Below are 23,175 nucleotides of genomic sequence, written 5' to 3'. Positions count from 1 at the left end.
CTGCGTTTAGCAGGCCTTTTTTGTAGGTTATAATTTAAGTAAAACAATTTAGCATTTTCAATTATCTATATAACTTCTAACTTAGCGGTTAAATACACAACACCATGTCGGCATTATATCCATTAAAATTTAAAACCATATACAAAGACAAAATATGGGGCGGTCAGAAGATCAAAACCTATTTGCATAAAGATTTTGGCGATTTGCCAAACTGCGGCGAAACCTGGGAAATTTCCGGCGTGAAATCGGATGTTTCGGTAGTAGCTTCAGGCGCGCTTGAAGGCGAATCGTTAGCCGATTTGCTGGAGCAATATAAAGATGAACTGGTAGGCAAAAAGGTTTATGACCATTTTGGTAATATATTCCCGCTGCTGGTAAAGTTTATTGATGCTAATGATGATCTATCAGTACAGGTACACCCTGATGATAAACTGGCTAAAGAGCGACATAACTCATTCGGCAAAACTGAAATGTGGTATATTATTGAGGCTGATAAAGGATCAACCCTAATCACCGGCTTTAACCAGGAAATGACGGAAGAGAAATATGTTGAAGCTTTAAACAGTGGCCATATTATGGATATCCTGAATAAGGAAGAGGCCGTGGCTGATGATGTTTTCTTTTTACCTGCAGGCCGTGTGCACACCATTGGTAAAGGTTTGTTGATTGCCGAAATTCAGCAAACATCAGATATCACTTATCGTATTTACGATTTTGACCGTGTTGACGATAAAGGCAACAAACGCGAGCTGCATACCGAAGAGGCCCTTGCCGCTATTGATTATAAACACTATCCGGAGTATAAAACATTATATGAGCCAAGGGAAAACGAAACCGTAAAATTGGTTAGCTGCCCTTACTTTACCACCAACGTGCTTGATTTTGACGAAAGCACATCTAAAGATTATTCCGCTTTAGATTCGTTTGTGATCCACGTTTGTGTTGAAGGTGGCTACACTGTTAAATACAACGATCAGGCTTACGCTGTTAAAATGGGCGAGTGTATCCTGCTGCCAAAAAGTATTGATAAAATTGAACTGGAAAGTACCGGTGGCTTCAAAATACTTGAAAGCTATATTGAGTAGTAATATATGATATTAGATATGGAGCTTATATTAAGCTCCATATCTATATATTTTTCCATCTGTAGGTGATGGTGAGTTATTATAAATTTGATTTAATTGCCTGCTTGTTACCGGTTTAAAAATATAATCAGTAACTTCAGAAAAACTTTTAGCCCGATAGATATCATCAAGGCTAATTGATGAACTCACAAAATAAATTGTGATAATTTTCCCCAATCGAGACTTTATTTCCGCAAAGTCATTCATAAATTCCCAACCATCCATAACGGGCATATTGATATCAAGCAATATTACATCGGGTAATTGGGTATGATCATTAGTGTTTTTCAGCTCGTTTATGGCCTCCTGTCCGTTAATAAAGTGGCTCATTGTTGTGTTAACCCCCTTTATGTCTGCCAGTTTTTTAAGTCCGTAAACGTAAATATCATCATCATCCACAATCCATGTATTAACAGGATTTTTCTCAGCAGTCATCTCTTGCATTATTATTATACCAGTCTGATAGTAAATTTAGTGCCAACATTTACCGTGCTTTCTACTTTGATAGTTCCTCCCAAAGCTTCTACCTGGTTTCGCGTAATAAAAAGACCAATTCCTTTAGCATCAGCATTTTGATGAAAAGTTTTGTACATGCCAAAAACCTTATCGCCGTGTCTGTCAAGGTCTATCCCTAATCCGTTATCCTCAAAAATGAGATAAATGTGATTTTTATCCCGCCATGTGTAGCATTTTATATGAGGCTGACGGCCAGGGAAGTAATATTTTAACGAGTTGGTAAGCAGGTTTTGCAGTATGCTTTCCATGTAAGCCGGTATGTAACTAACTTCCGGGCATTGGCTAAAATCGTACTCTACAATAGCGTTTATAGCTTCGATGTTGTTTTTTAAGGCCGATCGGATGCTTTTAAACAACGGCTCAAATTCAACCAGCTTACGTTCTTTTGTTGTTTCGGTTTGAATTTTAACTATCTCGTTAAGGTGCTCGATAGTAAGGGTAAGGCTGTCGCTGATGGTTTTAAGATGCGAGAAGATTTCGTTCTTTTCTTCCTCTTCCTCAGTTTGTTCAAACAGGTTAACCATAAATTGGAGGTTACCCGTATGCGACCGCAGGTTATGCGAAACAATATAGGCGAAGTTTTGCAGACGGCGGTTTTGATCGGTAAGCAAATTTACCGATTGCTCGAGCTTAAGCAGCTTCCTTTTATCGTTATCAATATCCTGTATAATGCCGCGTACAGTTGTGCACGTACCGCGATCATTAATAATGGGTAAGCCTTTTACATTTAGCCATAACAGGTTGTTTTTGGCCGAGCGAAGCAGTAGTTCAATATCAAAAGGCCTGCAAAACTGAATGGCATTATCAATAGCGCTTTGTAAAACGGGCCGGTAGGCAGGCTCAAAAAAGCTTATAAATTCCTCAACGTTAAGTTGCAGCCGGTTTTGGATATCATAAATATCATATACCTCGTTAGATAAGGCGATGTTATTGGAGGTATGCGCGCTGATTTCCCAACTGCCCAAACGGGCAACCTGTAGTATCTCTTGTTGTGTAGATTGTTTATCGGTAAAGGATATTTCGTGCTGCCTGTAAGTGTTGATATTGATCAACGAGCCATACACAACATTGCTATCTCCCTGGTCTGATTTTCTGATAGTACTTTCAAACCATTGATATCCATGTGCTTTGGTAAGCAGCCTTATTTGAATAGGCGAGGCATCATCGGATAAACGCGAGTTATACAGGGCATTGAAAAAAGCCGGTTTATCCTGGTGATAAAGCAAGTGGTTAAAGAAAACCTGCGATGAGTTTTCAATTTCGGTATAATGATACCCCAAAATAGCATAAAACCCGGCCGACCATTTTACTTCTTTGGTAGCCGAGTTGTATTCCCAGATACCAATATTAAGATCGTCAACCAATCGGGTAAGGTGTGCATTATCGCCAGGAGGTTTACCCTTTTCAGAAAAACTCATATCAACTTTCTGTTCACTAATTCAATTTATTTTGCATGTGCTACATGTAAAATATGTGCCATAATTTTAAACGATAAAAATTACAACCCGAAGTTGTGAACCTGTGCGTTTTTTTATCAGTCATAAATTAAAACTTACCCAACTCCAAATATAATACTTTTAACAGGGTATAACGCATTCTTTTACTGATAATTGCATTTGAAGCTTGCGTTTGTATGTAAATATTCTTATTTGAAGTATCTTAATAAAATATATTGATAATACGTTGTTAAATACCGTAGGGTTTGTTGGGGATGAAAGTATTTTCAATAAAATACTTTAGCGTAATTTGAATGTAAAAAAGAAAATCCAATGTGCGAAGGCACGAATGACTAAATAATGGCGCATTTTTATAATGTCCTATTTTACAGGCATTTTGACTGTTTTTAACTTGATGGAAAGTTATGAGATGTTTATTTGCTTAATAGTTCATTGAGTGCGTTGGTAGCTATCCATTTTGCCGATCGGGTAGGTTGTAATAATATTTTATTTGCCGTTTCAATAGCCGTTAATTTTAATATATTATTTCGTTTACCAATTTGCCGTAAAGCCCAGTTTATGGCCTTTTTAACAAAGTTTCTTTCGTCCCAGGCTTCGCGCTCAATAACTGGTAAAAAGGCTGTGAATATCTCCTCTGGCACTTTTTTTTGATGTACGGCGTATTCGGCCATTAAAACAAAGCCTGCCCTTTTTACAAATTCGTGGTTGCTGGTACTGTATTTCATAGCCTTGCCGAGCGCGAAGGGAGTATATACAAAAAGGTTGCCGCAGGCCTGGTCACAAATATCCCAGGAGTAAAAATCATGCGTCCATTTATCTATTAACTCAGAGGAAACCTGTTTTGGGTCGGCTATGATGGTGGCCAGGATCCTGGCTTCGTGAATGCCGGTATCCCATAACCCAAGCGCCAGTTCATGATCTTTTTTAATTACCCGGGCCAGCTTACGGATATGCGGTAGCCTAACGCCAAGTGCCGTGGTATTATCAATGCCAAAGCGTTGCATTCCTTTAAGATAGGATGGTTCGGCAAGCTGCTTAAGCTCGTCGATAATTATCTGTACATCCATTTAATCAGTCATGCTTTGTTTTTGCAGGGTATTGTGGATAGGCACTACCTGCATTAGCGCGGCACTGCAATAAAACGGGTGTAGCTCCATCACTAACGTGCCTGCTTTGATGGCTGGGTCGGTTTCTGTTAGTTTTTTGGCTTCTTCAACAGATTCTACATTAAAAATAAAAATACCCCTGATTGGCTGGTCATCCAGAAATGGCCCTGCAACAACAAGCTTACCCTCGGCAGCTAACTTGCCGATATTTTTAAGATGGGCCATTTGTAGCTGCATCCGTTCGGTAGAGTCTTTAAGTTTTGTGGGGCCGTCCTTTAAAAAGGCCATAACATACTTCTTCATCCCATAGCTATCCGCACCGAGCTTTTTGGCGAGGGCGGCATCGTAAGCTGGTTTGGGGGATGGGGTAGTTTGGGCAAATCCACAATAAGTTAAAGCAAGCAGGGCGAGGCTGAGTAGAGTTTTCTTCATAAAACGGTGGGATTGGTATATCAAATATAATTTGTTTACGGGCAAATAAGAAGTTGGCCTACTGTTTTGTATTTGCCAAAGCAATATAAATCTCCCGGTTGGCGCGTCTCCACGGCAACATGCCTGTGGTAGTTGGTTGGCGTGGAGACACGCCAACCGGGAAGGGTAATTAGTAGGACAAATAAAAAGCCGGACAACTGGCCCGGCTTTTTATCAATATCTAAGAGAAATCCGAAATCAACTTACAAATTACCCCTCGCTTCCTGTTCGCGCTCAATAGCCTCGAACAAAGCTTTAAAGTTACCTGCTCCAAATGATTTTGCACCTTTACGTTGAATTATCTCGAAGAAAAGGGTTGGCCTGTCTTCAACCGGTTTAGTGAAGATCTGTAACAGGTAACCTTCGTCATCCCTGTCAACCAGTATGCCCAGTTGTTTCAACGGTTCAAGGTCTTCATCAATATGGCCAACGCGGTCAATCAAATCATCGTAGTAGGTGGTTGGCACGGTTAAAAACTCAACACCACGGTTTTGCAGTTCGGTTACGGTGGCAACAATATCATGGGTAGCTAACGCGAGATGTTGAACCCCTTCGCCTTCATAAAACTCCAGGTACTCTTCAATTTGCGATTTCTTTTTGCCTTCGGCCGGTTCGTTTATCGGGAACTTAACATAGCCGTTGCCGTTGCTCATCACCTTGCTCATCAGGGCCGAATACTCGGTCGAGATCATTTTATCATCAAAGGTGAGGATATTGCGGAAGCCCATAATATCTTCATAAAAGTTAACCCAATCGTTCATTTTGTGCCAGCCTACGTTGCCTACACAATGGTCCACATACAGTAAACCTGTATCGGTAGGGTTGTAGTTGTTTTCTAACTTTTTGTATCCTGGCAAAAACAAACCTTTGTAGTTTTTACGTTCGATGAAAAGGTGAACGGTTTCGCCGTAAAGTTTAATGCCGCTGGTGCGTACCTCACCATGCTCGTCGGTAAGGGTTTGCGGTTGTTGGTACGGTTCGGCACCGCGTTTGGTGGTTTGCTCAAAAGCGTCGTAGGCATCATCAACCCAAAGGGCTAATACCTTTACACCGTCGCCGTGTTTTTTGATATGCTCGGCAATGGGATGTTCGGAGTGCAGGGGAGTGGTAAGCACTATCCTGATCTTGCCTTGTTGTAATACGTATGATGCCCTGTCACGTACACCGGTTTCCGGGCCAGCATAGGCCAGGTTTTGGAAACCGAATGCGGTTTTATAATAGTGAGCGGCCTGCTTGGCGTTGCCCACGTAAAATTCAACATAATCAGTACCGTTAAGAGGCAGAAAATCTGTTGAAGTGGTTGGTATATCTAAAGTTTGTGTGGTCATGGTTAATTTTGATTTAGTGAATTATTGAATTAGCGATTTGAAGCTTTTGCATCCAAAACCTTTCAGCTTTTACCTTTCGCCTTTCACCTCAAATTAATATTGCCAGCTTTTATAATAGTTTTCATCCTCAATCCTGATCGCATCCTCGGTAAGCATCAGCGGGCGGAACGGATCGATCATTACTGCTAATTCATCTGTTGATTCTTTGCCTATTGATTTTTCTACCGAACCAGGATGTGGCCCATGCGGGATACCGCCCGGATGAAGGGTGATCTGTCCTTTTACCACGCTTTTGCGGCTCATAAAATCGCCATCTACATAATATAAAACCTCATCACTATCTACATTGCTGTGGTTGTACGGTGCAGGGATAGATAGCGGGTGGTAATCATATTTGCGGGGAACAAATGAGCAGATCACGAAGTTATTCCCTTCAAACGTTTGGTGCACAGGCGGCGGTTGGTGCAGCCTGCCGGTTATCGGCTCAAAATCATGAATTGATAGTGCCCATGGGTAATGGAAACCGTCCCAGCCTATAAAATCAAAAGGATGGGTACCATAGATATAAGGATAAATTAAGCCTTGTTTTTTGATCAGGATCTTAAAATCGCCATGCTCATCATAAGTTTTCAGATCTGTTGGCCGCTTAATATCACGCTCGGAATAGGGCGAATGTTCCATTAGCTGCCCGTACTGGTTGCGATAACGTTTTGGCGGGCGGATAGGGCTAAAGCTTTCGATAATAAAAAGTCGGTTAGCCTCGCCATCAAACTCCATTTGGTAAATAGTGCCGCGTGGTATTACCAAATAATCGCCATACTGAAATTTGATATTACCGAAGCCCGTTTTTAATGTACCCGTACCTTCGTGGATAAACACCACTTCATCGGCCTGACTGTTTTTGTAAAAATAATCAGTCATGCTTTGGCGTGGGGCTGCTAATGAAATATGCAGATCGCTGTTTACCAATACCGGTTTGCGGCTTTGCAGGTAATCATCCTCTGGCGATACATTAAAACCTATCAGGCTGGTATGCTTCAGGTGCTTTTCGCGCGCTATTTTCGGTTCTACGCTGTAAGGCTCACCAAGGGTTTTAACAATGGTGGGCGGATAGGCGTGATAAACCAAAGAGTACAGGCTCGAAAAACCTTCGGTTGATACCAGTTCTTCGGCATATAAACTGCCATCGGGCTTACGGAATTGCGTATGCCGCTTAGGCGGAATTGATCCTAAACTATGGTAAATAGGCATGGCTTTGTTTAATTGGTTAACAATAAAACGTGTAAAATGCTGATTTGTGTTCGCGGCTATAAAAGTCGGGAACACATAGTTTTAACCATTAATCAGTAACGGTTAAATAATGAAAAGAAATCGGGGAGGTAATTAGTATTGCGCCAACACAATTTTGGCCAACACAGCATCCCTAAAGGATGATGCGTCGCTCATGGAAGTGAGGCCAAGCGAAAATAGAAAGTGCATTTGGATGCGTAGCATGTTATAAAGGTAGGAGATTTTATTTGGAATGCAAGTGGGGGAGGTGAATGGTTGATTGGGTTGATTAGGTGAGTGGTTGGTTGTCTGAACTTTCCGCTGTCCGAAGTCTCTGACTTCGGACTACTATGCTTGTAGTCTGTGACTACAGTATTAAGTTTAAAATGTATAGCAATGCCTGGAGTTACAAACTCCAGGCATTGCTAATTGGAAGTTGAAAACTTCGAACAGCGAAAAACCGCCCATCTAATAAAACACTCAACTAAAAAATAACCATTCACCTAATCAACTCAATCAACCATTCACCCAAAAATCATTAGCTTTGATCATACCAATTACACATTCTCTATGAAATTAGTATCCTATAAAACCGAAGACCGCGAGCACCTCGGCGTTTTTGTTAATGGCCATATCTATAACCTCAACTCCTGCGATAAGCTGATCCCCGATAATATGAATGAATTTTTATGGGGAGGTGTTGAATTGATGGAGCATGCTATAAGGGTTAATGAAGACATCCGCTCCGGAAAGATTGAAGCCAAAGAGGAACTGTTTTTTGAGTTGATGGCACCGGTACCGCATCCAACATCGTGCAGGGATGGATACGCTTTTCGACAGCATGTGGCTTCGGCCCGCCGTAACCGCAAGCTGGATATGATACCCGAGTTTGATCAGTACCCGATATTTTATTTCACCAACCATAATGCGATACAAGGCCCCGGCGAAATTGAGTGTATGCCCGATCATTTTCAGAAACTTGATTTTGAACTGGAAGTAGCTGTTGTGCTGAACAAAAAAGGCCGCAACATTACCGCTGCCGAGGCAGATAGTTATATAGCGGGTTACATGATCATGAACGATATGAGCGCCCGCGCCCTGCAAATGGAAGAGATGCTGCTGAACCTTGGTCCGGCTAAGGGGAAAGATTTTTCTACCGTGATCGGTCCGTGGTTGGTAACGCCTGATGAACTGGAGCAGTATAAAGTTGCCCCTAAACCCGGCCATACCGGCAATGCCTATAATTTAGAGATGAAGTGCGTGGTAAACGGAAAACAAGTATCGGCAGGTAACATGGCCGATATGGACTGGACCTTCGCCGAAATTATTGAACGCGCCGCCTACGGTTGCGACGTGCTACCCGGCGATGTGATTGGTTCGGGCACGGTTGGTACCGGTTGCTTCCTTGAACTGAACGGCACTGGTGTGCTCAATAATGCGGATTACGAACCCCAATGGCTCCAGCCCGGCGATTTAGTTGAGATGGAGATAACCGGCCTTGGTATGTTGGGTAATATCATTGAAAAAGCTAATAGCGATTTTTCGATATTGAAATCGAAAAAGTAACGTCATATAATAACCCACCGTCATTGCGAGGTACGAAGCAATCCCCGATAGGCAAAGAAACCATTCAGGTCGCCCTGTAAAGTTTGGGATTGCTTCGTACCTCGCAATGACGTCTTTGAGAGATCTCATGCCCATCATCAACCCATCCGATATTTCACCAATTCAGCTTCAAGGCTATCTTAATTTCATAATTGCACCACGGCCAATCTGCCTGGCATCTACCATTGATAGTGATGGAAATGTAAATCTCAGTCCCTTTAGCTATTTCAATCTTTTTAGTGTAAATCCGCCGGTATGTGTTTTCTCTCCGTCGAGAAGGGTAAGGGACAACACCACTAAGCACACACTCGAAAACATCCGTGAAGTGCCCGAATGTGTGATCAATATTGTGAATTATGATATGGTACAGCAAACATCGCTTTCGAGTGTGGAGTATGCGCAGGGCGTGAATGAGTTCATCAAATCAGGCCTTACACCAATACCATCCGAAGTGGTTAAACCTCCGCGCGTTGCCGAGTCGTATGTTCAACTGGAGTGTACTGTAAAAGAAATGATCGCTTTGGGGGATGGTGCCGGTGCCGGAAACCTGGTAATTGCCGAAATTAAACGGATCCATATCAATGATGCCGTTTTAGGCGCGGATGGAACCATAGATCAGGCCAAAATGGATCATGTTGCCCGCTTGGGCGGTGATTGGTATTGCCGGGTTAACCAGGATAATTTGTTTAAAGTAGCAAAGCCAAATATTAAAATAGGTATTGGTGTTGATGCTTTGCCCTATGCTATCCGCAACTCGCGGGTACTAACAGGGAATAACCTTGGGCAGTTAGGTAATCTTGAAACTATTCCTTCAGATGAAGCTATCGAGGCTTTTGCCCTAACACCAGAAATAAAAGAAGTACTCGACGCGACAATTGGCGATAGCCAGACACGTGAACTGCAACTGCACCTTAAAGCAAAACAATTGCTTAATGAGGGTAGGGTGGAAGAGGCGTTGATAGTGTTGTTAATGGAATAAGTAGAATTGCTAAATGCTTGTTTGAAAAATATACCAACACAAAGCAATTACCGCAACTATACTTAAAGTAACGGAGAGTATGGTTTTATAAAGAACTTTTTTAAGGTAGAGAATAACAATCGCTAATATTTGAATGACCGCTAATATAAACAACCATTTGTCGTATTGCTTGTCTGCCGAAACTCCTTCACCGTATAAAAAGAACACTATAAAAGTCCTCAAGAACTGTAAAACATAAAATATGGCGAGGCTTAGTAATAGTAATCCGGTTTCAATTAACGCTTTCTTCATTTATTAACTGGTGATTGCATAGGCTGTAACATTATATGGTTATTCAAAGGTGCAATAAATACTACTTAGTTAAAAGGTATAATCCTTTCCTTTTACATGATACTCTGCTGGCACATGGTTCTTCTCAAATAAACTATACCCTGGTTTAAGTGTACGCCAAAAAGCGGTTTGGTTAGGATAGTAGGCGTTATAAAGTTTTAAACGCGTTTCATCCATTCTGAAAGGGAAAATATCAACTCTGATCTGTTGTTGTCCTGCGGCAAAAGCCTGGTAAACTAAGGTGTAAATTTCTTCAATTCGCGCGTCGGTCATAGCGTAGCAGCCTATGGAAGCGCAGTTGCCATTTACCATAATCGAGTTGCCGGTGTAGCCTTTTAGCTGCTCAACTTTATTTGGATAGCCAACGTTAATGGCCAGGTAATAATTGCTTACCGGGTTAAGTTGTTTCGGCTCGATGGTGTAAAACCCTTCCGGGCTTTTGCCATCGCCATCGTGGGTTTTGGTTCCCAGGCCGCCAGAGTAGGTGCATACATCGTAGGTTTTAAACAGTTTGTATTTGTTGTCTTGTTTTGCCCAAAGCTCTAATATACTCAGGTCTTTAATAATGCGGATGTAAACTGCTGGTCCGTTAGTGGCAAATCCTTTGGTTTTAAGTTCCTGTTGTAGTTTGGGCCATACTTTACTGCGCACATCGCTGGCGCGTTTGCTATCAGGGATCTCAGTTTTGGGTGGCGCTATTAACAGTAACAATAGCAGCAGGGTTAGGAGTTTAGGCATTTATTGTGATTGGTTTTCATGGATAACGGAAAATCAGGGGAATGATTATGTGGGGGTGGAAAAATAAAAAATGTCATTAAGCTTGTGGTCGGTGTTTTCATCACAGCTGTTCGGAAGATTTTTAGTTCCCTCCCTCGGGAGGGGAGCGGTGGATTGCGTAGTGGCAGGGAGGGGTTTGTTCGCCTCGCTTAACGGATAAGCATATTGTATAAACCCCTCCCTACACCCTCCCAAGGGAGGGAATCGCACTTTCCCCCGCTTCTTTTATTTCTTCCGAACAGCTGTGATGAAAACACAAGCCACAGGCTTAAGAAGAGAGTTGGAAAACTTATATCGTAACCACCAACCGTTTCCCACCCGGCACATCCAAATCCCACAATTCGGCAATATCTTTCAGTTTGACATTTACTGTTTCAACTTTCAGTTTACCTTCAACGGCCAATTGAAACATCTCCGGCAAAATCTCAGTAAAAACTAAACCGACCTGCTTTTTAGACCAGGCCCCAAGCCCCGATCCGCTTAATTGCAAATCAACACTCCGCATGTTGGCTGCCGATAGTTGGATAATATCACCACCCATACTGCCCACAGAAACATACCTGATGCGGTTAGTGAACGAGCCTTCACCTTTTAAACAACATAATATCATTTCGGCAGTGTGGCCCCATAAGTAATCTATCACCACATCGATAGGCGTTTGTGCATGGATGGTTTTGACCTGGTTGATAAACTGTTCATCATCCTGCAAAACAGAAATAACTTTATCAGCACCCAGCGCCAACAAATCATCTAACGATTGCAGGTTCCTGCCCGTAGCGATAACTTTTCCCGCGCCATAGTGTTTGGCAATTTGAATGGCTACCCGGCCGGTAAAACCGGTAGCGCCGTTTATCAGTACCACATCGCCGGGTTGGATATCCGCTTTAAATCGTAAACCCATAGCCGCGCCAATTATGGCATTAGGCAGGGCTGCAGCCTCGACATCACCAAGGCCTTCGGGTAGTTTTACCATCCGGTTTTTGTTAATGGTTCCTTTTTCGGCTAACATGCCGCTTACGCCCATTCCGTACACCCGAGTTCCGTCGGCTAACAGACACACGCCGTCGCCGCCTGGTACCTGTCCGTTGGTTTTAGACTTCTCGCTCGCATAGTGTGTACCCGCTGCACGGCCTTTATCAAAGTGTTTTATGGCTACGGCTTTAATGGTTACCAATAGTTCGTCATCGTTTTCTACTATCGGTTCGGCAAAATCTGTGTATTGTGGCATTTCGCCTTTTTGATATATTACTGCTGCTTTCATTATTGCTTTATTTTTGATAGAACAAAATTAGGTCGGCCAGTAATGCTACAACGATAACATATGTTATCAAGTTTAAAAATGGGGCTTGCCTTTAGCCAGCTTGCTTTTAATACGGCTTAAGTGCACGGTGCTTACACCAAGGTACGAGGCAATGTAATGTTGAGGCACCCGCTGTACTATATGAGGGCGTTCGGTAAGCAGGTTTTGGTAGCGCTGTTCGGGAGTGTCGCGGATAAAAGAGATCAGTTCGTTGGTATAATGCATTTGGCGGCGTGAGAAGATCCGGAGCATCATTTTTGAAAAGCCGGGTTCGTGGCTTATCTCGTCCATCAGCTGGTCTACGTATTTTTTGTGGAGCAGATATACTACCGAGGGTTCCAGTGTTTCTACGGTAAAGGCGCTGGGGGTATCGTTAACAAAACTCTCCAGCGAGGTCAGGCCTTCGTTCTCGAAAAAGAATTGCACTGTTTTTTCATCGCCGTTGCTGTTGAAAAACATTCGTACACAACCTTTTTCTATGTAGATGTATTGTTGGGATACTTTTCCTTCTTCCAGTAAAATGGTTTTGGCCGGTACTTCAAGACGCTTTTGGTGGGGCAGGTATTTATCCCAATAAGTGCTCAGATGCGGAAATTGATCTTTGAAGTGGAAAAGCATGTGCTAAGATAAAGATGGAAATATGTTTTTCTATGTACGATAAAAACGAATGTCATTTCGACGAACGAGCGACGGCCTGTGGGGGGCGTGAGGAGAAATCTTGTACGCCCTGTTTTTACGCATACATTGTGGCCTTGCAGGGCGTACAAGATTTCTCTTTCGCCCCTGCGCTCAATCCCACCCCAGCTCTATCGAAATGACATACTTCAATTTATGTACTTCTAAATAACTTATATCCCCAAAACCTGCTTCAACTTCACATATCCCGTTTTGCTAACCGGGATCTTAGCACCCGATTTTAAAATGGCCAAATGGGCGTCCTTCTCATACGGGTCGATACGGGTAATTTGCTGGATAGCTACTATATATGAGCGGTGCACACGCACAAAATGATTAGGATCAAGTGTTTGCTCAAAAAAGCTCATGGTTTTATTTTTAAGGTATGAGCCTTCTTTGGTGATCACGCTTACATAATCATCATCGGCCTGCAGGTACTCAACGTCAGCTACCGGGATGATCTTTACTTTAGTGCCTGTTTTTACCACAATGCGCTCATGCTGGGCTGGCGATTGCGTTGCCGCGGTTTCCAACAATTCTTCGGTTTGCTTGGCTGCGGGTTTTGGCGCGGCTGTAGCCAGGAATTTCTCCACGGCTTTATTAAAACGTTCTTTGCTGAAGGGTTTTAACAAATAATCAACAGCGTGGGCTTCAAAAGCTTTTATGGCGTACTGATCAAAGGCGGTAGCGAAAATTACGGCAGGGGGCTGCTCAACCAGTTCCAGCATTTCAAAGCCGGTGATTTTAGGCATCTGGATGTCCAGGAAAACCAGGTCGGGCTGATGTTGTTGAATGGCTTTGAGGCCTTCAAAGCCGTCGTTACATTCCTGTATCAGTTCAATATCTTTAAAATCAAGCAGGTATTCCCTCACTACCATGCGGGCCAAAGGTTCGTCGTCAATAATTAAAGCTCGCTTCATAGCTGCGGTATTTTTATAATGGTTGTGTACAGATCATCGCTCGCGTGGGTTTCCATCAAATCGTTGCGGGCGTACAGCAAATATAATCTACGTTGTACTCCCCGCAAACCAAAACCGGTACCTTTTTTAGGCTTTGATGTTTGAGGATCGTACGGGTTTTGAACCATTAATGTTAAATAGCCATCCTCCATCTCGCCGCGGATGCTCACGGTAACCTCGCCAATGGTATCATATAAACCAAACTTAATGGCATTTTCAACCAGGGGTTGTAACAGCATGGATGGGAGCGTGGCTGTACCACATATCGAATCGCAGCTGATCTCGGTTTGTAACCGGTGCCCAAAGCGCACTTTTTCAATATCAAGATAAAGATTAAGATGCGCCAACTCATCATTAAGGGTAACCTGCAGCTGATCATCTTTTTTCAACGTGCCGCGCAAAAAATCCGATAACTGGTGAATCATCCTGCGGGCTTCATCAGGCTTAAAGCCGATGAGCGCGTTGATAGAGTTAAGACTATTGAATAAAAAGTGAGGCTGTAATTGCTGCCTCAAATTATAAAGTTCGGCTTCGCGGGCTAATTGCTCGGCCTCGGTTTTGCGTTTAAGGGTTTCTTTCTGGTCTATCTGCGAATACCACAACAAGCTGATCATGGCCATCCAGCCAATAGCCAGGAAATCGGTGAAGAAACGGATAATGAGTGATTGGGACAGGAAATTGTTGTAGATCTGATCGGTATTAATTAGCGGTAAAAGGTAACGGCAACCCGCGGTACAGATGCCCGCCAAGGCAACACACCATATAAACAGGTTAATATAGCTGCCCCTGCCCGGCTGGTAGTAGCGGAGGTTATTGTTAATGAGCCAGCACGCGCATGATAATAATATGGCGCTGAGCAGGCCATCGGTTATAGTGATAAACCAAACGAAGCCAAAACTATGGATAATATAGGTTTGCAAGGCTGCCCATGCAAGGCCGCACACCACAAATGCCGCGTATAGTTTTGATGTTTGTATGTTTGGTACTTCCAAAACTGATAAATGTTTAAGGTTTTAGTTCCTAACGCCTAACAAGGCCGATTTATGATGCGCCCAGGCAATATAAAGGTCGGCATCGGGCGTTTCGTGGATATTATAGTATAGCTCGGTGCCGTCGGTAAGCTCGGGTAGCCGGTTAAGCTCGGCAACATCAATAAACTGCCATTTTACGGTTTGCTTCTCAATGTTTTTAAAGCTATCCTGGTTGGCGTGGCCAATGCGGTTTGCTTTTTCGTAAGCTAGCAGTTCGCTATCGGCACTAATTAAACGCAGTTGCTCGTCAAATTGCGCCTGGTGGTCGCCATCGCCGCTTATCACCCTGAAAACTAATTTTGCTACATACCAGTTCATGATATTTATTTTAATAGGTAGTTTTTAGTTGTGTTAATTAATAACTGCGGATATCAACACCCGCAAAAATAGATACGCCTGTAAGTACCAGCACCTTCTCGCTGCCTACGCTGGCAGTACTGCGGATGCGTTTATCATCAACGCTGGCGAACACAGCAGCAAGGTCTGATACCACCTGCCAGTTTGATGGTACGATGATCTTGGTACCGCCGAAGATCTGTGTGATATCAATTACTATACGGCCATTGATATCTGCTTGTGTAAAATCAAGCTCGGCACCGCCAAAAATGTTTACGATATCACCACCACGGAATTTTTTGGAAAGGATGGTTTTATTAACCCCGCCAAATATGGATACGGTATCGATATAATCATCGCCGGTGTATTTAGAGTTGAAGTTTTCCTGCTTTTGAGCGTATGGATCAACCGGTGGTGGTACATCTGTACCTTCGTCTTTTACGGTATAATCAACAACCGGCTCGCTTTTATCAAACTGAAAAGGTTCTTTTTTGCCCCATTTATCCCAGTCGTTAACTTTAAACTCGTTTTTCCAGTTTTGAGGATCGAAGTGTTTGTTCCTTCTTAATATCAGCCACATGCCAAAGCCTATTACAGCCAGCGGACCAACAATCCGGCCCGAATCATGAATGTTTTCGGTTACCAGGAACACTACGCCCAAGCCAACCAGTAAAACCCATGATGATTTTTTATAGTGATTTTTAGCGCCTATATACCAACCCCAAAAAAGGAGCCATACCGGCCAAAGTTTAAGGCCATCGGGTATGAAAAATATGCGGAATTGCTGTAGCAGCAAGAAGCCGCCCACAGCAAGTAAAATGATCCCGGCAACGGTTTTGCGTTTGTTAGGATCTTTATGTTCTATATCGTTGTTCATTGTATTATCTGCAAATTGAAATCATATCCAAAACTAAGGTAACATTATAGTTAAGCCAAACAAAAACTGGCGATATATTTCATGTTCTCGGTGAGTGGGGATATTTTAACGGTGAAAAAGTTTGCGGTTGATTTTTTAACATGCGGCAAAAATAAAAAATTGTAAGTTGCAACGGTTTTTATCGAAAAATAACCGCTTACTAAACTTTATCACAAAAGTATGAATCAGGAGTTTGGCCCGGTACGTGACCTGTCATTTGAAAGGGAATACACTTTAACCACCGGAACGAAAATATTTCTATACATCTTTATAGCGGTTATGCTTGCAGGCAGCGCCGGGTCGATCTATGAATCGGTTAATGAAAAAAGCCGGTGGGTGGTGTTAATAGGGATATTATTGATCATACTCTGCATTTACATTTTTGTTGAATTAAAAGCAACTAAAATAACCATCTCTCAAAACGGTATAAAAAGAGCCGGCTATTTTAGCAGCAGGGAGTTATTAATGTATGAGATTAAAGGTTATGAGTTTTTAAATGGTAAAAAACTGATGATCCTGCCAGTTGATAAATCGAAAAAAAAAATAAACCTGGGCGACTATATATTTTTCAACCATTATCATGAAATACGAGCATGGCTAAATATGTATTGTACAGATCTTGACGCCGAGCAACACCAAATTGAAATAGCCGAGGTTCAAACAAATAATAGCTTCGGATACACCACAGAAGAGCGGCTGGCCGAATTGAAACGTTTAAAACAGTTTTGTTCTTATTTTAACTATGCCGGCGGTGCGTTATGCTTGTGGTTGTTTGCCTATCCCAAACCTTATAATTATGTTATTTTAACAGGATTAATTTGGCCATGGGTAGTGATGTTTGTGTTTTATTTAAAGCGTGATGCAGTTACTTTTAACAGGACTGATAAAAAGAAGGAAACGGTATTTCCATCTTTGAGCATAGCATTGATCATGCCGCCGGTGGCGCTTGTAATACGGACCTTTACTGATTTTAAGCTGATGCATTTTACAGATACCTTGCTGCCGGCACTGTTAGCCATAGCGGTATCAGGAACTGCGTTTGTACGCTTAGTGCTGGGCGCGCAACAGACAACACGTTTCAACCAAACAACCTGGCTTAATGGTGCCGTATTTGTATTGCTATATAGTTTTACTACACCTGTTATAATTAACTGCAATTTTGATCACAGCGAGCCTAAAGTATATACTGCACAGGTGCTTGCTCATCGGCTATCTACCGATAAGTACACCACATATAATTTAACCCTAAGCAAATGGGGTCCTGCCGAGAGCGAAGAAGTTGAGGTTAATAAATCTTTTTATAATGAGGTAAGGATTGGCGATACAGTTCAGGTAAATTTAAAGCCGGGGCTTTTAAAAATGCGATGGTTTTATGTTAGCCGATAACAGTAGTGCTATGTTAACGATCAGTTTATTGAAGTGTAATACTTCTGAAAAACGAGGTGTTTAGCTTTTTGAAAAACAGGTGTTCAATTTTTTAAAAAGCAGGTGTTCAATCTTTTGCTTTTGTAAAACGCAAGTTGTTGATTGTCAATATTTGTGTGTTCAAAGTTGTTAAGTTGAGTCGAATAGGTAAATTGTAATTATTTGATTATTAGGATATTGTGATTATGACGTAACGTAAAGTGTTTACACTTTTAAAAATTGAACACCCTCCTAAAATTAATAAGCGGCACACAAAAAAAGCCGGGGCTTTTTAAAAATGCCCCGGCTTTCCAGTATATATATGATGGGTTGATTGCGCTTTTAAGCTTCGGTTTTAGGTTCTTCGAAGTTGAAGTGTTGTTTGGCTTTCTCGTTCTTTTCCCAAAAATCCCGGTCGGCTTGTTTGGCGGGGCGAAGGGCTATCCAGGCACCCAATACTATCAAGCCAATTGGCCATGTGATGTTATCGGCATTATGAACGTTATCGTTTATTAAAAATATGATGCCTATCAGTATCATTACTATCCATGATGGTTTCTGGAAGTTGTGCTTGGCACCCATTATAGCACCCCAGCCTATTAACCACATTGGCCAGCTGAACAACCAATCAGGAATGAAGAAAGCATCCAACTGATCAACCAATAATAAACCACCGGCTGCTAATAAAATTACCCCTAACATGACCTTGCCATTTTTTTTATTTTCTTGAGGGGTTGTTATATCGTTGTTCATTGTTTTAAGTTTTAATGTTACCCAAAACTACAGCAACAGGGCAGGGCGGTCAATTGATAGTTGGCGATGGTGGGGGAGATGTCGGTAAAAAGGGGGATAAAGGCGGTGAAAAAGGATGGGAATTATTACTACCGGTTAGCGGTTTTATTATCTTAGGATATTTAAACATTATGGCTGCCGAAATTTCTTATATCGTGACCAAACAGATTGTTGATGTGCCGCTTGAATTTCCTCATTTTTTGAAAGATGGATTAACAACTATTGTTATCAATAGCTACAGTCCCTGGGTGGAACATTTTATAGTGGATTTTGATAACGGTACATTAAGAGCAGAATACGATCCCGATAATATTTTTAAGGTTGATGAAGATTTCCTCCCAGGGCAAATCTACGATCTGATCAGAAAGCTGAATTTAGAATACGAAGAGTTTGGAATAGTTCAGGATACTTTAGGCGGCGGCTGCCATGCCGCGTTTAGGTCAGGCAAACGGATACCCGGTTCTTATTATGTAGAAGGAGAAGCATTGGCATATCCTTTTCGCGACCTTTTATCGGTTTTGGAAATTGACGAGTCATCTATCTCAAAATTTCATAGTTGTTACGCTGCCGAGAGGCAATACAGAGCAAAGCTTAACTTATAAGCTTTTACTATCCAGATAAAATTATTAGCGATACTAAATACTAATTATCAGTACCGCTGGCCTTAATATAAACCGTACGTTCAACAATAGAATGTATCACCCCATCCAACTCCTGCGAGGTGGTATCGAGGTGGGTCATGATCTCTTTATTCAAAGGGTTTAACAGATCTTCGTTGTCAAACAAATTAACCAGCCCCATTATGGTTGCCACCGGTCGGCGTAACTCGTGCGAACTGATATTGGCAATGGTTTGGAGCCTGTGGTTTTGCTCCATAATGTTTTCTTCGGTGCGTTTGCTTTCAATTAGCACCCTCAAAATATTAACTGTACGGGCTATGATACCTAATTCCAATTCGTTTGGTTCGCGCGGGGTTGTATAATATATGGCGAAGGTTGCCAGTACCTTAGCCCCCTTCGAGCTGATGACCGGGGTAGACCAGCAGGCTTTTAATCCATAAGGTTTGGCCAGGTGTTTATAATTTATCCAAAGCGGATCATTCTCAATATCGCTTACTATAATTTGTTTACGATGAAATGCTGCCGTACCGCATGAACCAGCATTTGGCCCTATAGGTAACTCTTCTATCGAATCGCAGTAGGGTTTCGGTAGTCTTGGTGCGGCAAGTGTAATCAGTTTATCGTTATCATCAACCTCCAGCACAGAACAAAGCATCTCCGGAAAAATATTTTCTATGCCTTTAAGCAGTTCGGCGGTATTTTGGGCGAGGGTATTTTGGGTGGAGGCATTTAACTCCAATACATCTTTTTCAAGCTTTAATACCCATTCCTGCATTTTTATTTCGGTGATGTCCCTTATAAAAACAGCGAGGCGGTTTTTGTAAGGATATACATTGATGCGCAGCCAGGTGTTGGAGTAGGTGTTGAGGAATTGAACCTGTGTTGTGCAATTGTTGGTTAGGGAGTGCGAAAACTCTGCTTCAACCTTGTTATTAATGCCAAGGTCTTTGATCTGCATAAAATTTGTTTTCTGCAGTTCGGCGTGTTCCAGGTTGGCCATGGCCTCAAAAGCGGGATTAAAGCCGATAACCGTCCAGTTGGAATCAAGTACAGCAAAGCCCTCGTTCAGGCTTTTAATGGTATGCTCAACTATATCGTGGCTTTCATTGCAGATCATGCCGGTTAGCACATTACCTGCAGAGTAGATAAATCCGTCATCGTCCAGCACCAGCGACCAGATCATACTGAAATAGCAACCGTCCTTCGCTTTTATCCGGCTTTGATAACCGGTGAGCTTTTTATCGCGAAGCAAAGCCCCCATGTTCTCGTCCTTGCGTTCTTTATCTGCAGGGTGGCAAATGGATTCGATATTTAAACCTTCCAGATCGGCAGGCGAATAATTAAAAGTATCGAGAAAGGCCTGATTGGTATAGCGGATGGCTCCATCCATATCCATCACAAAGAAAACATCTTTGGAGTGTGTAAAAAGTGATATGATTTTGGCATCCATACGCTAAGTGACTAACATATTTATAATATCTAAATTATAAAAAATGTTTACAATATCAAGCAATATTTCAGGGAGTTGTAGAAGCTACGGGTATTATCTTACCGTTAAAAAACTTGCTGCCCGTTAGTGCAAAATCTGCAATGTATTTGCCCATTTCAAAAGCCATCACCGGCGATTCGTAACCCGGAAAAGCCTGTTCCAACATTTCGGTTTGTGCCGAACCTAAGGCAAGGCAGTTTACTTTAATATTTTGGTCGGCCAGTTCCTGCGCCAAACATTCGGTTAAAGTGTGCAAAGCCGATTTACTGGCCGAATAAGCTGCCAGTCCCGGGAACTTTGAACTCCCCTGGAAACCACCCATACTACCGATGTTTAAAATATGCGCACCTGCAGGCATTAAAGGTAACAAAGATTGAATAGCCCTAACATGACCGATAAAATTGCTTTGCAGCATTTCAACAAAGTCCGATTCGGAAAGTTGGGTGAATGGTTTGTTGATGAGCACGCCGGCGTTGTTAATGAGGATATCAACCCGGTTATCAAACTGCGCGGCTATAAATTGCTGCAGACCTTCGTAATCGTCATGAACAATATCAAATTTCAGTGCAAAAAGCTGGCAATCTGGGTTTAGGCCATGGGCAATTTCTAATAACCGCTCCAGTTTATCCTGCGAACGGGCCAGGGCTATCACTTTGTGATTTCCCGATAGTATCAGTTCAATTACAGCTTCAAAACCTACGCCGCTGCTCGCGCCTGTTATTATGATGTTCATAAGCCCCCTAACCCCCTAAAGGGGGAATGATTGTGTTAACGGATTCTATTTCTACACGTCATTGCGAGGTACGAAGCAATCGCGAACTTTACAGAGAGACTTGTGTAGCTACTCTGCTAATCGGGGATTGCTTCGTACCTCGCAATGACGCGGTGTTTGAATTGCTAAACTACCAATTTTTGCTCAACCGGATGCTTGATCAAGTAAAAACCATCGTTTATCAATTTTTTATATTCCGGCTCGTCTATAGTTTTTTGTTCCAGGAAACTTCTGATCTCAGCGGCAATTGCTGGCTCGATGTCTTCATGATCCAGTATTTCCAAAATCTCTAAAGCGCAAAGCCAGTCGTCATGATGGTCTTTTTGCAGTTGTTGCCATACGTTACCGAGATAGCCGTAATCGCCATGATTGATACGGCAGCTACGTACTTGCTGGTAAAGCTTATGCAGTTCTTTGGTTTTTTGATCATAAACAGGGTGGTGGGTTTCTGTTTTTGATTTGTAGGCGATATCTTCAAAAGCTTCCTTATCGGCGGCCCCGCAAAATACCGACGTGATCTCGCTTCCAACAGCCATATCATAAACTCCCCACGCTGGGTCAAACAGAATTGAGCCATCTTTATCAGCTACGGTTACGTCAACAAAGGTGATCTGGATAATTTTATTTTCTTCTGAATGTATGTCTTTTACTTTCCCCGTTAAATTAATGCCACTTTCAAATTGAAGGTTGGCTGTTTGGCCTTTTTCTAAACCTGCTGTACTTAATTCCTCTACAGAAAAATCTTCCAGTGCTTTGTCAAAGCCTTTAAGTTTGCCTACCGGCGAGCTGAAGCCATCCTTATGGTAACCTTTATCATGGCCTTTCAGCTGCTTGTTATCAAATGCTAAGGCCGTTGGTCCGGTGGTTTTAATGAAATATGGTTTACCTTCGGTGTCGGTTTTAAAATCGGTAAACGTACCGGACACTTGTAATCCCGAACTATAAACCGCGGTGCATGTATTTTTGCTTTCGATAGCCTTTTGAAGGCCGAAAGCGCCGCCTTTGCGGAAAGCCATGGTATCGGCAAATTCTTCTAAAACGTTGATCAGGTTTTGGAAATCGGGCGTTACAAACAGATGGGGTTGTGGCTTGGTAATATCATAGCTGTATTTAACCGCATCGATGGTGTACCAAAGCTTTTCTATATCTTTTTGCATACAGGTGGAGCTTTCGCCGATGGACGATAGTAGACCGGCACCGTAGATCTTGGGTTGTTCTAATGTACCTATCAGGCCATACTCCACTGTCCACCAGTGTAGGCGGCTAAGGAGGGCCATTTCAGATGGTTCGCCCATGTTGTTTTGGCAGTACTCAACGTATTCTTCCGCTTTGATAATCGACTGCTCATCGGCATCCGGCATTTCCTTTAAAATAGATAACGCACGGATAGCTTCGTACAGTTCAAAATCCTGTGCCGAGAACATGGCTTTGGCACCTATCGAACCAAAATAACTCAAATACTCATGGTAATCCTTATCAGCAATAATAGGCGCATGCCCGGCCGATTCGTGGATGATATCAGGAGCAGGGGTATATTCAATATGCTTTAACTGGCGGATATCCGCAGCAATAACCAGTACGCGATATGCCTGGTATTCCATAAAAGCTGCGGGAGGGATAAAGCCGTCAACGGTAACAGCGCCCCAGCCAATTTTGCCGAGGGCATTGTTCATCTCCTGTAAATTGGGGATATGCTCGATAGTTAGCCCGGCTTTTTGCAGACCGGGAATATATGGGTAGTAGGCTACATCTTTAAGGTAGCTATAATTTTGGCGCATCACGTAACGCCATACCGCGTGATCGATAGGGGTGTAGTGTTCGTAGTGCTGGTCGACTATAAATTGTTTTAAATGACCGAGCAATGCCGCAACCTGCGGGTTATTAAAATCATTAAAATGGCTCATGGATAAACGGCGGTT

At 42.5% G+C, this 23,175-nt stretch carries 23 protein-coding genes; 5 read left to right on the top strand and 18 right to left on the bottom strand.

The annotated features are described in order from the left end of the window. Positions 1 to 104 precede the first annotated feature (104 nt). On the top strand, positions 105 to 1,085 hold the full coding sequence (locus AAFN85_RS07805) for a type I phosphomannose isomerase catalytic subunit (RefSeq protein WP_347526556.1): 981 nt from the start codon (positions 105 to 107) through the stop codon (positions 1,083 to 1,085). 30 nt (positions 1,086 to 1,115) lie between these two features. Here AAFN85_RS07805 and AAFN85_RS07800 read toward each other — a convergent pair whose 3' ends face one another. The 6 genes from AAFN85_RS07800 to AAFN85_RS07775 form a co-directional block, all read right to left on the bottom strand. Continuing rightward, the gene (locus AAFN85_RS07800) at positions 1,116 to 1,568 is read right to left on the bottom strand and encodes a response regulator (RefSeq protein WP_347526554.1); all 453 of its coding nucleotides are present in this window, start codon (positions 1,566 to 1,568) and stop codon (positions 1,116 to 1,118) included. 5 nt (positions 1,569 to 1,573) lie between these two features. Beyond that, entirely contained in the window at positions 1,574 to 3,058 is a 1,485-nt protein-coding gene (locus AAFN85_RS07795) for a PAS domain-containing sensor histidine kinase (protein ID WP_347526553.1), read from the bottom strand. A 452-nt stretch (positions 3,059 to 3,510) separates the two neighbouring features. After that, positions 3,511 to 4,164, bottom strand: coding sequence for a DNA alkylation repair protein (locus tag AAFN85_RS07790; RefSeq protein ID WP_347526551.1), 654 nt, complete (start codon positions 4,162 to 4,164; stop codon positions 3,511 to 3,513). After that, a complete protein-coding gene (locus tag AAFN85_RS07785; RefSeq protein ID WP_347526550.1) occupies positions 4,165 to 4,635 on the bottom strand; it encodes a YciI family protein in 471 nt (156 codons plus the stop codon). 242 nt (positions 4,636 to 4,877) lie between these two features. After that, complete coding sequence (gene hppD, locus AAFN85_RS07780) at positions 4,878 to 6,002, bottom strand: 4-hydroxyphenylpyruvate dioxygenase (RefSeq protein ID WP_347526549.1); 1,125 nt, start codon at positions 6,000 to 6,002, stop codon at positions 4,878 to 4,880. 93 nt (positions 6,003 to 6,095) lie between these two features. Then, positions 6,096 to 7,253, bottom strand: a complete 1,158-nt coding sequence (locus AAFN85_RS07775; protein WP_347526548.1) for a homogentisate 1,2-dioxygenase — start codon at positions 7,251 to 7,253, stop codon at positions 6,096 to 6,098. Between the two features lie 588 nt (positions 7,254 to 7,841). Here AAFN85_RS07775 and AAFN85_RS07770 point away from each other — a divergent pair. Together AAFN85_RS07770 and AAFN85_RS07765 are read left to right on the top strand one after the other, a co-directional pair. Continuing rightward, positions 7,842 to 8,837 carry a fumarylacetoacetate hydrolase family protein gene (locus AAFN85_RS07770; protein WP_347526547.1) on the top strand — a complete coding sequence of 332 codons (996 nt, stop codon included), beginning with the start codon at positions 7,842 to 7,844 and terminating at the stop codon, positions 8,835 to 8,837. Between the two features lie 127 nt (positions 8,838 to 8,964). Further along, entirely contained in the window at positions 8,965 to 9,855 is an 891-nt protein-coding gene (locus tag AAFN85_RS07765) for a flavin reductase family protein (RefSeq protein WP_347526546.1), read from the top strand. Between the two features lie 9 nt (positions 9,856 to 9,864). Here AAFN85_RS07765 and AAFN85_RS07760 read toward each other — a convergent pair whose 3' ends face one another. The 8 genes from AAFN85_RS07760 to AAFN85_RS07725 form a co-directional block, all read right to left on the bottom strand. Next, positions 9,865 to 10,146, bottom strand: a complete 282-nt coding sequence (locus AAFN85_RS07760) for a hypothetical protein (protein ID WP_347526544.1) — start codon at positions 10,144 to 10,146, stop codon at positions 9,865 to 9,867. A 69-nt stretch (positions 10,147 to 10,215) separates the two neighbouring features. Then, positions 10,216 to 10,923 carry a L,D-transpeptidase family protein gene (locus AAFN85_RS07755; protein WP_347526543.1) on the bottom strand — a complete coding sequence of 236 codons (708 nt, stop codon included), beginning with the start codon at positions 10,921 to 10,923 and terminating at the stop codon, positions 10,216 to 10,218. A 328-nt stretch (positions 10,924 to 11,251) separates the two neighbouring features. After that, positions 11,252 to 12,223, bottom strand: a complete 972-nt coding sequence (locus tag AAFN85_RS07750; RefSeq protein ID WP_347526541.1) for a zinc-binding alcohol dehydrogenase family protein — start codon at positions 12,221 to 12,223, stop codon at positions 11,252 to 11,254. Positions 12,224 to 12,295: 72 nt separating this feature from the next. Further along, positions 12,296 to 12,880 (bottom strand): Crp/Fnr family transcriptional regulator, encoded by a 585-nt coding sequence (locus AAFN85_RS07745; RefSeq protein ID WP_347526540.1) that lies wholly within the window; start codon positions 12,878 to 12,880, stop codon positions 12,296 to 12,298. Positions 12,881 to 13,110: 230 nt separating this feature from the next. Further along, positions 13,111 to 13,857, bottom strand: coding sequence for a LytTR family transcriptional regulator DNA-binding domain-containing protein (locus AAFN85_RS07740; protein ID WP_347526539.1), 747 nt, complete (start codon positions 13,855 to 13,857; stop codon positions 13,111 to 13,113). Beyond that, positions 13,854 to 14,888 carry a histidine kinase gene (locus tag AAFN85_RS07735; RefSeq protein ID WP_347526538.1) on the bottom strand — a complete coding sequence of 345 codons (1,035 nt, stop codon included), beginning with the start codon at positions 14,886 to 14,888 and terminating at the stop codon, positions 13,854 to 13,856. Before AAFN85_RS07735 ends, AAFN85_RS07740 begins: the two co-directional genes overlap by 4 nt. Before the next feature lie 21 nt (positions 14,889 to 14,909). Beyond that, complete coding sequence (locus tag AAFN85_RS07730; protein ID WP_347526537.1) at positions 14,910 to 15,245, bottom strand: DUF4288 domain-containing protein; 336 nt, start codon at positions 15,243 to 15,245, stop codon at positions 14,910 to 14,912. A 37-nt stretch (positions 15,246 to 15,282) separates the two neighbouring features. Further along, positions 15,283 to 16,140 (bottom strand): LiaF domain-containing protein, encoded by an 858-nt coding sequence (locus AAFN85_RS07725; protein ID WP_347526536.1) that lies wholly within the window; start codon positions 16,138 to 16,140, stop codon positions 15,283 to 15,285. A 219-nt stretch (positions 16,141 to 16,359) separates the two neighbouring features. On the opposite strand from AAFN85_RS07725, the gene AAFN85_RS07720 reads away from it, so the two are divergent. Continuing rightward, on the top strand, positions 16,360 to 17,565 hold the full coding sequence (locus AAFN85_RS07720; protein WP_347526535.1) for a hypothetical protein: 1,206 nt from the start codon (positions 16,360 to 16,362) through the stop codon (positions 17,563 to 17,565). A gap of 360 nt (positions 17,566 to 17,925) precedes the next feature. On the opposite strand, the gene AAFN85_RS07715 is transcribed toward AAFN85_RS07720, so the two are convergent. Further along, entirely contained in the window at positions 17,926 to 18,336 is a 411-nt protein-coding gene (locus AAFN85_RS07715; RefSeq protein WP_347526534.1) for a DUF5668 domain-containing protein, read from the bottom strand. A 14-nt stretch (positions 18,337 to 18,350) separates the two neighbouring features. Here AAFN85_RS07715 and AAFN85_RS07710 point away from each other — a divergent pair, with 14 nt between their 5' ends. Next, a complete protein-coding gene (locus AAFN85_RS07710; RefSeq protein WP_347526533.1) occupies positions 18,351 to 18,977 on the top strand; it encodes a hypothetical protein in 627 nt (208 codons plus the stop codon). A 40-nt stretch (positions 18,978 to 19,017) separates the two neighbouring features. On the opposite strand, the gene AAFN85_RS07705 is transcribed toward AAFN85_RS07710, so the two are convergent. From AAFN85_RS07705 to AAFN85_RS07695, 3 genes are all read right to left on the bottom strand, one after another. Next, positions 19,018 to 20,445 carry a PAS domain S-box protein gene (locus tag AAFN85_RS07705; protein WP_347526531.1) on the bottom strand — a complete coding sequence of 476 codons (1,428 nt, stop codon included), beginning with the start codon at positions 20,443 to 20,445 and terminating at the stop codon, positions 19,018 to 19,020. 67 nt (positions 20,446 to 20,512) lie between these two features. After that, on the bottom strand, positions 20,513 to 21,217 hold the full coding sequence (locus tag AAFN85_RS07700; protein ID WP_347526530.1) for an SDR family oxidoreductase: 705 nt from the start codon (positions 21,215 to 21,217) through the stop codon (positions 20,513 to 20,515). Between the two features lie 164 nt (positions 21,218 to 21,381). Then, a complete protein-coding gene (locus AAFN85_RS07695) occupies positions 21,382 to 23,160 on the bottom strand; it encodes an aromatic amino acid hydroxylase (RefSeq protein ID WP_347526529.1) in 1,779 nt (592 codons plus the stop codon). Between the last annotated feature and the right edge of the window lie 15 nt (positions 23,161 to 23,175).

The organism is Mucilaginibacter sp. CAU 1740 (genome assembly GCF_039839285.1).
Classification (GTDB): domain Bacteria; phylum Bacteroidota; class Bacteroidia; order Sphingobacteriales; family Sphingobacteriaceae; genus Mucilaginibacter.
This window is presented reverse-complemented; position numbering and strand designations above follow the sequence as displayed.